Genomic DNA, 6,415 nt, shown 5'->3' with positions numbered 1-6,415 from the left:
GGCACGGCGACGGGCCGCCGCCGAGGCCGGGTCCTTCCCCGCCTTCGGCGATACGGCCCCCGCAAACGGCCTGAGCAGCTCTACCGCCGCTTTGCCCACCGCCACCACACCTCGGTCACCGGCACCCGTCAGCGGGGCGCTCAGCGGGGCGCACGGCACCGGAGAGACAGCCGCCCCCAGTGGGTACGCACCCCGCCGCGCCGCGCCACACTCCGAGCCGGTCTCGCCGCCCGTGGCTCAGCCGACGTGGGATCCGTCCGCAACCGCGCAGATCGACACCTCGGCGGCCGCGTCACTCCGCGCCGCCGCCCCCGGGCAGCCGGGCGTCGTCGCCCCGAACCAAGCGGCCGTCCCCGGTTCTGGCGGCCCGGCCGCCGCTCACGGTTCGCCCGGTTCTCCGGCTCTCCCGGCCGCTCACGGCTCACCGGCCGCTCAAGGTTTCCCCGCACCTCACAGTTCCGCCGGCGCCCCGAACCTTGCCGCAGCTCACGGCACCCCGGGCCGTGCCGCGGCCTACGGTTCACCCGGCGCACAAGGAACCGCGGCCCGTCACGGTTCGCCCAGCGCTCCGGGGGTCGCCGCGCATGGTTCTCCCGACGTCCCTGGTCTCACCGCGGGTCACGGTTCATCCGGTGGTCAGGGATCGGTCGGCGCTCACGGTTCGGCCGGCTCGGTTGCGGCCGGCTCGATGAGCGTGCCGGTTCCGGCACCACCGCGGACGCGGCCTGCCCCGGGTCCGGGTGGCGCCCACAGTCCGGCCGCCGCCGCGCACGACCCGGTGGCTGCACACAATCCGTTGGCCGCGCCCACCACCGCGCTCAGCCCGGTGCCCTCTCCGACCGCGGCGCACCACTCGCCTGCCGGGGCCCCGGCTGCCGCGCAAGGCTCACTCAACGGTGCAGGTAATCCGGGCTCGATCCCGGGGTCGGGCTACGACGGGTCCACGACCACCTGGGCTCCGGCTACCGACCAGCAGGGTCGCGCGCAGCAGGGCTGGTCACGCGCCGAGCCCGGCTCCGGGACCGCCTGGCCGCCGGCCGAGCGCCCCGGCAATCCGACCGGCCCGACCAGTCCAGCCGGCGCACCCAATCCGAACGGCATGGCCAGCCCGAACAGCATGGCCAGCCCGAACAGCATGGCCAGCCCGAACAGCATGGCCAGCCCGAACAGCATGGCTACCCCAACCGGCGTGGCCGGCACGACCGGCATGGCTAACTCGACCGGCACCGCGGACTGGCTGCCCGGCGGCATCGGATCGGCGACCGAGTCGGCGCCGGCGTGGACGGCCGGACCGACGCGCGATCCGAGCGTGACCGCCGTCATCCGTACCGTCGATGCTCCGACCGGCCTGTTGCCCGCTGTCCCGCCCGCCAAACCGGCCACCCCGGCCGTCCCGCCGCCGGGAGCAGCGGCGCAAGCCGCGCGTGAGGCGGCCGGGCCGGACGCCGCTCTCGGTGCCGCGTCGGTCTCGCCCGCCGCCACCGGGGTCCGCTCGGGTGGGATCCCGGCCGACGTGGAACCCGACCAGTCCGAGGACACCAAGGCGAAACGCGGTGAGCGGGTGGTCAAGCTGCGCCCGGAGCAGACCGACGAGGGTTACAAGAGCGTCTACTCCGAACTGACCCGCCCGACCGTCGGCTCACGGATCCGCACCGGCATCCGCACATCCGGCGAGCTGATGATCACTTTCGGTCTGGTGGTGCTGCTCTTCGCCGGCTACCAGGTCTTCGGCAACTCGGCCGCTGTCGACGCCGAGCAGGACACCCTCGGCACCGAGCTGGACCAGGCGTGGGCCGACCCCACGGTGGCGCCGACGGCCAGCGCGGTGAAGGGACCGAAGGCTCCCGGCGCCAACCTGGTGGGCCGCCTCTACATCCCGAAACTCGACAAGAAGTGGGTGGTCGTCGACGGCGTCCAGCCCGACGACATCCGGTACGCGCCGGGCCACTACCCGGAGACCGCCAAACCGGGACAGGTCGGCAACTTCTCGGTCGCCGGCCACCGGGTCCGGAAGATCTTCTGGCGGCTCGACGAGATGCAGGACGGCGACGTCATCGGCGTCGAGACCCGCGACAGCTGGTACGTCTACCACGTCTACCAGCAGGAGGTCGTGAAGCCGACCCAGGTCGAAGTGGTCGCCCCGGTGCCCGGCAAGCCGAAGGCCAAGGCGACCAAGGCTCTGCTCACGCTGACCACCTGCAACCCGAAGTTCAACAACTACGAGCGCCTGATCATCCACGCCGAGCTGGTCAAGACGGTCCCGCGGGACCAGACCCTGCCCGACGCCGGCATGCCCGCCGAGATGAAAGCTTCCTGACGACGATGTACGCGTGGATCTGGCGCAAGCTGCCGGGCGGCGTCTGGAGCAAGCTGTCCTTCTCGGTCGTGCTGCTCACCGCTGTCGGGACCCTCCTCTGGTATGTGATCTTCCCGTGGGCGACCCCGCTGCTGCCGTTCGACGACGTGCAGGTCGAGGCCGGCAACGGGCAGGACGCCGGCTCCACGATTCCGGGCGAAGAGGGCCCGGACGAGGTTCCCTACGACACCGCCTCCAACCAGCCCAAGCCGAGCCCCAGCAGGTGACGACGTGCGCATTCTCGTGATCGACAACTACGACTCGTTCGTCTTCAACCTCGTGCAGTACCTCGGCCAGCTCGGCGCCGACTGCGAGGTCCGCCGCAACGACGAGATCTCGGTCGCCGACGTCGGCGGGTTCGGCGCGGCCGGCATCCTGCTGTCGCCGGGTCCGGGCGAGCCCACCCGGGCCGGGATCATGATGGACGTGATCAAGGAATACGCCGGGAAGATCCCGATGTTCGGCGTGTGCCTCGGCCATCAGGCGATCGGTGCCGCGTTCGGGGCGACCGTGACCCGCGCTCCCGAGCTGCTGCACGGCAAGACCTCCGAGGTACACCACAAGGGCACCGGTGTGCTGGCCGGCTTGCCCGACCCGTTCACGGCGACCCGCTACCACTCGCTGGCGGTCGTCCCGGACACCCTCCCCGAGGAAATCGAGGTGACCGGGACCACCGATTCCGGTGTCGTCATGGCGATGCGGCACCGGACGCTCCCGATCGAGGGCGTGCAGTTCCACCCCGAGTCGGTGCTGACCGAAGGCGGTCACACCATGCTGGCGAACTGGCTCGCGTCGTGCGGCCTGCCGTCCGCCCTGGAGAAGGCCCCGGCCCTGGCCGCCGAGGTGGAGACCCGCCGCCGGGCCGCTTTCGCCGGCGCCTGATCGACCGTACGGAAAAGGCCGGTGACCCCGAGGGGACACCGGCCTTCGTCGTTACCGTCGGTCAGGGCTCTTCATCGCCGGTTCCGGCCGACTCCGAGACGCTCGGGTTCGGGTCGACCTCGGCAATCACCTGGAGCTGGATCGTGGTGTTCCGCTTGACCTCTTTGTCGGCCTGGACGCTCTGACCGATAACGGTGCCCGGCTCGCCGTCCGCCTGAACAAAGACCGGATCGGCGATCAGATCCTGGGCCTCGAGCAGAGCCTGCGCTCCGACGAGCGGCTTGCCCTCGACGTCGGGCACCTTGACCAGGGAGTTATTGGAAACCTTCACGGTGATCGTGGTCCCCGGGTCAACCTTGTCGCCGGCCTTCTCGACGCTGAGCACACGGTCCTTCTCGGCAGAGCTGTTCACCGATTGGATGTCGGCGGTGAGACCGAGACTGGTCAGCCGTGCCTCGGCCGCGCTGGCGGTGCCGCCGACCAGGTCCTTCGGCACCGTAACCGGGTCGGGCGCATTGCAGACCTTGTAGGTGACCTCGGCGGTGAGCTCGACCGTGGCGCCCTTCGACGGGCTCTGGGAGACGACGGTGCCGTCGCAGTCCTTCTTCGTGTCGGGCTTCTGCGCGGTGTAATTCGTCAGGCCGACCCGCTTGAGTTCGGCTTCCGCCTCCTCGGGCTTCATGCCCTCCAGATCCGGCATGCCGATGGACGTCGGAGTCTGCGCCTGGTTGTCGTTGTCGTTGCCGGACTTCGACAGCGCCAGGGCGACACCGAGCACGACCACGACGAGGACGGCGAAACCGGCGACCACGGCCATCACCCAGGACGACCGGCTCTCCGGCTGCTGCTGGCCGCCCAGGGGCGCGGAGATCGGACGCTGCATGGTGGTGGCGGCCTGCGGCTGCCACTGGCGGGGACCGCCCTGCATCGCCACGGTCTCGGCCTGGCTCATCACCGGGGTCGCCATGACCGGGCGGCCGGAAACGGCACGCAGCGCGTCGGCGCGCATCTCCTGGGAACTCTGGTAACGGTTCAGCGGGTTCTTCGCCAGCGCCTTCAGCACGATCGCGTCGACGTCCGGCGGGACCTCGCGGTTGACCGAGCTCGGAACCCGCGGCTCCTCGCGCACGTGCTGGTAAGCGACACTGACCGGGCTGTCGCCGACGAACGGCGGGTGACCGATGACCAGCTCGAAGAGGACGCAACCGGCCGCGTACACATCGGAACGGGCGTCGACCGACTCGCCGCGCGCCTGCTCGGGGGAGAGGTACTGCGCGGTGCCGATGACCGCGCTGGTCTGTGTCATGGTGGTGGCGCCGCTGGCCAGGGCCCGGGCGATACCGAAGTCCATCACCTTGACCTGGCCGTTCTGCGTGATCATCACGTTGCCGGGCTTGATGTCCCGGTGGATGATCCCGTGCCGGTGGCTGAACTCCAGAGCGGCGCAGATGTCGGCGATGATCTCCAGGGCGCGGCGTGGCTGCAGCCGCTGCTCCTGCGCGAGGACCTCTTTCAGGGTCCGCCCGTTGACGAACTCCATCACGATGAACGGCAGCTTCTCACCGGTGGCCGAGATCTCCTCGCCGGTGTCGTAGACGGCGACGATCGCTGGGTGGTTCAGGGCCGCCGAGTTCTGCGCCTCACGACGGAACCGCTCCTGGAACGTGGCGTCCCGGGCAAGGTCGGTGCGCAGCATCTTGATCGCGACGTCACGCCCCAGGCGCAGATCGCGACCCTTGTGCACTTCGGCCATGCCGCCGTAACCGAGCAGCTCGCCGACCTGATACCTGCCACCGAGCAGGCGGGCCTGAGCCGTCATAACGTCTGTCGTCCTTCGTTCGGTCGGATCCAGCCGAGCTGGGCATCGGCCTTTGCAAGACGGTACGACGCCACCGACACAGGGTCGACGACCACGTCCGAGCGGAGGATAGCCCCAGAGCTGCTGTGATTACCCAGCGTGCTGCCTGAGGCGGAGTTGCTGTTGCCATGTCGTAACAGGAAAGAGATGACCCCGGCGCAGAGCAGCACCAGCAGAGCCAGCACCACCGCGAGGACCACCAGAACCTGGCGCCCGAAGGAACTCTCCTGCTTCGCGGCCGGGGGCTGCGGTTGGTACGCGTTCATCGGCGGACCCGACTGAGGCCGGTACGGCGGGGGCGCCGGCGACATCGGCTGGGAGGCCGGAGGAGCGGACGGCACGGAAGCCGCGCCACGGGCACCGGACACCGGACGCGGCACCGCAGCCCGCGCGGCACCCGACGTGGGGCCACCCGACTGCGGACGGTTCGGCGGGGCGCTCGTCGGACGCGAGTTGTGCACCGGCGGAGCGGACTGCGGGGCGACCGGCTGCTGCGCGGTCGTCAGGGAGGAGGCCGCCTGCCGGGCCACCGCGGCCATCGCCGACGCGCTCGGCCAGCGGGCAGCCGGGTCCTTGGCCATGGCGCGTTCCACGATGGCGCGAACCGCGGGCGGGATGTCGGCGGGAAGTGGTCGCGGGGTCTCGCGGACGTGCTTCATCGCGATCTCGATCGGGGTGGCCCCGTCGAACGGGCGATGGCCGGAGAGGCACTGGTAAGCGACGACGCCGAGAGCGTACACATCGGAGGCTGCGGTCGCGACGTCGCCTGCCGCCTGCTCCGGGGAGATGTACGACGCCGTGCCGAGCACCGCGCCGGCCACGGTCAGCTGCCCGACCAGGGCGGAACGGGCGATGCCGAAGTCCGTGAGAACCAGGGTGCCGTTCGGCCGTACCAGAAGATTGCCTGGTTTGACGTCTCGGTGAACGATGCCGTTGCCGTGCGCGGCCTGCAACGCGTCGGCGGCCTGCGCGACGAGCGCCATGGTGCGCGCCGGCGTCAGGCGGCCGACCCGGCTCAGCGTCCGGGAGAGGGCGTCGCCCTCGACGTACTCCATGACCAGGAACGCGATCTGCTGATCGCTGCCGTAGTCGTAGACGTCCACGACGCCCGGGTGATTGATGGTGGCCATGGTCCGTGCCTCGCCGCGGAACCGCTCGGCGAAGCCGGGCTCGTCGAGCAGCGCCGGCAGCAGGATCTTGACCGCGACGGTCCGGCCCAGCACGTCGTCCGTGCCGCGCCAGACATCACCCATGCCGCCGCCGGCGATCCGCTCCTCCAAGCGGTATCGCCCACCGAGCATGACCCCCGGGCGGATCAT

At 70.7% G+C, this 6,415-nt stretch carries 6 protein-coding genes; 3 read left to right on the top strand and 3 right to left on the bottom strand.

All coding sequences use genetic code 11. From position 1 onward, the window contains the following. Window positions 1-930: 930 nt before the first annotated feature. Window positions 931-1,323, bottom strand: a complete 393-nt coding sequence (locus tag ACFO0C_RS14110; RefSeq protein ID WP_378067044.1) for a hypothetical protein — start codon at window positions 1,321-1,323, stop codon at window positions 931-933. On the opposite strand from ACFO0C_RS14110, the gene ACFO0C_RS14105 reads away from it, so the two are divergent. The 3 genes from ACFO0C_RS14105 to ACFO0C_RS14095 are packed head-to-tail and all read left to right on the top strand — an operon-like array spanning window position 1,310 to window position 3,238. Then, window positions 1,310-2,317: a class E sortase gene (locus tag ACFO0C_RS14105; protein WP_378067043.1), complete on the top strand. Its 1,008-nt coding sequence runs from the start codon at window positions 1,310-1,312 to the stop codon at window positions 2,315-2,317. The genes ACFO0C_RS14110 and ACFO0C_RS14105 overlap by 14 nt on opposite strands. Window positions 2,318-2,322: 5 nt before the next feature. Further along, window positions 2,323-2,583, top strand: coding sequence for a hypothetical protein (locus ACFO0C_RS14100; RefSeq protein ID WP_378067042.1), 261 nt, complete (start codon window positions 2,323-2,325; stop codon window positions 2,581-2,583). 4 nt (window positions 2,584-2,587) lie between these two features. After that, on the top strand, window positions 2,588-3,238 hold the full coding sequence (locus tag ACFO0C_RS14095) for an aminodeoxychorismate/anthranilate synthase component II (protein WP_378067041.1): 651 nt from the start codon (window positions 2,588-2,590) through the stop codon (window positions 3,236-3,238). Between the two features lie 61 nt (window positions 3,239-3,299). On the opposite strand, the gene pknB is transcribed toward ACFO0C_RS14095, so the two are convergent. Both pknB and ACFO0C_RS14085 read right to left on the bottom strand, forming a co-directional pair. After that, a complete protein-coding gene (gene pknB, locus ACFO0C_RS14090; RefSeq protein ID WP_378067040.1) occupies window positions 3,300-5,057 on the bottom strand; it encodes a Stk1 family PASTA domain-containing Ser/Thr kinase in 1,758 nt (585 codons plus the stop codon). After that, complete coding sequence (locus tag ACFO0C_RS14085; RefSeq protein ID WP_378067039.1) at window positions 5,054-6,415, bottom strand: serine/threonine-protein kinase; 1,362 nt, start codon at window positions 6,413-6,415, stop codon at window positions 5,054-5,056. The genes pknB and ACFO0C_RS14085 overlap by 4 nt, the downstream gene beginning before the upstream one ends.

This window comes from Actinoplanes subglobosus (assembly GCF_042650585.1).
Lineage (GTDB): Bacteria > Actinomycetota > Actinomycetes > Mycobacteriales > Micromonosporaceae > Actinoplanes > Actinoplanes subglobosus.
This window is presented reverse-complemented; position numbering and strand designations above follow the sequence as displayed.